Genomic DNA, 3230 nt, shown 5'->3' on the forward strand with positions numbered 1-3230 from the left:
AGGATAAATCAATGGCGTTAGTCGTTGAGCCTAGCAACCCTCTGCAACTCTCGTTGTTTGAGTGGATAAATGGTCAGGTAACTGGCTGTTCAGAATCCCCCACTATAGCCCGTAGGGTTTAGTGGGGGAGTATGTCAATAACTACTCGTGAGGCGCGTCCAGTAGCGATCGTACAGTTCGCTGGTGGTGTCATCCACGGGAATTAAGCCCTCGCAGCGGCCGATCGCCGGATCGGGGGGAAACAGGCTTTGGTTGTCCCGGAGTTTGGCGGGGAGCATCTCGAAGGCGACTTCGTTGGGGACGGCAAAACTAAGGCGTTTGCAGATCTCAGCGGCCACATCGGGCTGAAGCATGAAATTAATCCAGGCGTAGGCTCCGGGGACGTTGGGGGCGGTGCGGGGGATGGCGAGGGTATCGATGAAGAGACTCGACCCACTCAGGGGGAGGACATATTCAAGATCCGGATTTTCCGCCATCACTTCATTGGCATCGGAGGAGTAGCACATGGCGGCGAGGAGATCCCCGGTGAGCATTTGATTGCGCCAGGCATCGGAACTAAAGGCGGCGATCGCAGGTTTCAGTTGCTGTAATTTTTCGTAGGCGGCGCGAAGTTCGGCCGGATTGCTGGAATTGTAGGAAAAACCGAGCGATCGCAACGTTGCCCCCATCACCTCCCGCGCATCATTCAGCAGGGTGATCCGTTTATGTAACTGGTCTTGATGCGTCCAAAAATAGTCCCAATCCTGGGGATGGTCATCCAGGAGGGCGCGATTGTAGATAATCCCGGAAGTTCCCCAACTCAGGGGCACACTGTGGCGATTGTTGGGATCATAGCGGGGATCTTGGAAGCGGTCAAAGAGGCGGTTCATCCCGATCAATTGGCTGGGGTCGAGGGCTTGGAGAAAATCCAACTCCACCATTTTTTGCACCATATAGTCCGAGGGATAAATGATGCTGTAGCCACCGCCGCCGCTAGCCTGGAGCCGGGCGAGCATCGCCTCGTTGGAGTCGAACACATCCGCCACGGCCCGAATCCCCGTGATTTCCTGGAAGCGATCGAGCAGGTCATCATCGGTATAGCCCGCCCAGGTGTAGATGTAGAGTTCATCGGTGGCGGTGGACAATGGTTTGGCGTTGACACTGGCGAGCGTCCAACCACAGCCAGAGAGGGCCAAACTCGACAGCGTAGCCGCTGAGGTGGAGAGAAATTGACGGCGCGACGTGGGCATAGGGGTCAGGGGAAAGGCGGCGATTAATTCAACTATTCAACTATTCAACTAAGGCGAGACAGTCGGCTGCTGTCCATCCCAAATAAATGGGTGTATCCAATTGCAGATCCAGGCCGGTGCTGTTGGGTTGGAGCACACGCAGGCGATCGCCCGTCTGGTCGAGTTCGATCACCGCTTGTACATGGGTTCCGAGATACATCACATGGCGAAGACGACCGCTAAAGGCATTATCCACGGCTAAGGGGGTGGGGCTGAGGTGAATTTTTTCTGGGCGGATGCAGAGGGTTGTCGTGTTGGGCTTGCCGTAGCTGTGGAGGGTGAGGCCGGTGGCCGTGGTGAAGGTGATGCGATCGCCCTCCACCTGTTGCCCATCGCCCTGAAAAAAATTCGTATCCCCGATAAAATCCGCCACAAACGTCGTCCGGGGCCGTTCGTAGATCTCGCTGGGTGTCCCCACCTGCTCAATCTGCCCCGCTCGTACCACCGCGATGCGATCGGACAGCGACAGGGCCTCCTCTTGGTCATGGGTCACCATCACAAAGGTTAACCCCACCTCTTGATGCAGCCGGGACAATTCCACCTGCATTTCCTTGCGCAGTTTCAAATCCAACGCCCCCAAGGGTTCATCAAGCAAAATCACCGTCGGCTCATTCACCAAGGCCCGCGCTAGGGCCACCCGTTGCCGTTGCCCCCCCGATAATTGTTGCGGATAGCGAGTGGCAAAGCCTTCCATCCGTACCCCTTGCAGGGCCGTGGCAACGCGATCGCGCACCTCATCCTTGGGCAACCGCTTCACCCGCAACCCAAAAGCCACATTATCCGCCACCGTCAAATGATTAAACAGGGCATAACTCTGAAACACCGTATTCACCGGGCGGCGATAGGGCGGCACGCGGTTCATTACCTGCCCTTGAATCACCACCTCGCCCCCTGTCGGCGTTTCAAACCCCGCCAACAGCCGCAGCAACGTCGTTTTCCCACAGCCCGACGGCCCCAAAATACAGAAAAACTCCCCCGGCCGAATCTGCAAATCCACCCCATTGATCACCACTTCGCGGTCGAATTGCTTGATCAATTGCCGCAGTTCAATGTCGTAGGGATGGGTCGGATCAGAGGCAGCGATCGCATCGGCAGAGGTGAGGACGGGAGCGGTCATAGTTGATAATCCGTCGCAGGGTTGTGAATGTTCGCTATTGTAGCAAGCCTTAATCCTGAATACTCAAGCAGAATTTCAGTATGAGAGTCAATTACCAACGTATCACACCATACTCATCCAAATGCTTTAAAAAAGTGTGTGCAAGGACTTCACCGATACGAACTGGAACTGCATTACCAATAAGTCTACCGACTGTATAGAATTTTGGTTCTTCACCCAATGGTAAAAACTGGTAGTTTTCAGGAAATGTTTGGAGCAGCGCAGCCTCTCTCAATGAAATAGCACGATCTTGTTCAGGATGCCCAAATCTTCCATTTCCATATCCAAAGCATTGAGTTGTAATAGTTGGGGCTGGCTTATCCCATTCCATACGGCCATAAACACTGGGGTAAGTTTTGCCTGTATCCTTACGATGACATGATGCTAGTAAGGCTTCATCCCAATCCCTCCATGTACCACCTGGCTTAGAAGCCCGAATTCGTTTCAAGTTGAGTTCACTCAGTGATGATGATGTATGCAATGGATCATTTTTACTTGTATCACCGGCTTTTAATCTGGTAGTGGTAAATATGTAGTGAAATGCGATCTTTCGAGATCAAGATAATAAAAATAAACAATTTATACTAATTATGGCTTGATTGCCACCTCATTGGCTTTGATGATCAACTATAATATTCATCAATTCATGTCTTAATTAGTTTGGAAATTTGCCATGCCTGTTCATGATAATGCGCCACGTCCCCCCTGTCCCTATTGTGGTTCTCATGCCATCCTCAAAAATGGCAGTACTCATCACAAAAAACAGAAATTCCTTTGCAAGGACTGCCGTCGTCAGTTTATTGAAA

3 protein-coding genes and 1 pseudogene are annotated in these 3230 nt (G+C 52.5%); 1 reads left to right on the forward strand and 3 read right to left on the reverse strand.

What is annotated here, in order from left to right; genetic code table 11:
• Positions 1 to 134: 134 nt before the first annotated feature.
• From PN477_RS08285 to PN477_RS08295, 3 genes and pseudogenes are all read right to left on the reverse strand, one after another.
• Positions 135 to 1229 carry an ABC transporter substrate-binding protein gene (locus tag PN477_RS08285; RefSeq protein ID WP_272115819.1) on the reverse strand — a complete coding sequence of 365 codons (1095 nt, stop codon included), beginning with the start codon at positions 1227 to 1229 and terminating at the stop codon, positions 135 to 137.
• Positions 1230 to 1269: 40 nt separating this feature from the next.
• Positions 1270 to 2385, reverse strand: a complete 1116-nt coding sequence (locus PN477_RS08290; RefSeq protein WP_272115820.1) for an ABC transporter ATP-binding protein — start codon at positions 2383 to 2385, stop codon at positions 1270 to 1272.
• A gap of 91 nt (positions 2386 to 2476) precedes the next feature.
• Positions 2477 to 2938 (reverse strand): annotated as a pseudogene (locus PN477_RS08295) (DNA cytosine methyltransferase); the annotation flags it as partial.
• Positions 2939 to 3097: 159 nt separating this feature from the next.
• Between PN477_RS08295 and PN477_RS08300 the strand changes: the two are divergent.
• Positions 3098 to 3230, forward strand: a 133-nt coding sequence (locus PN477_RS08300) for an IS1/IS1595 family N-terminal zinc-binding domain-containing protein (protein ID WP_465250280.1), incomplete at its 3' end; no start/stop codon positions are given.

It is taken from the genome of Spirulina subsalsa CS-330 (assembly GCF_028330765.1).
GTDB lineage: Bacteria > Cyanobacteriota > Cyanobacteriia > Cyanobacteriales > Spirulinaceae > Spirulina > Spirulina subsalsa_A.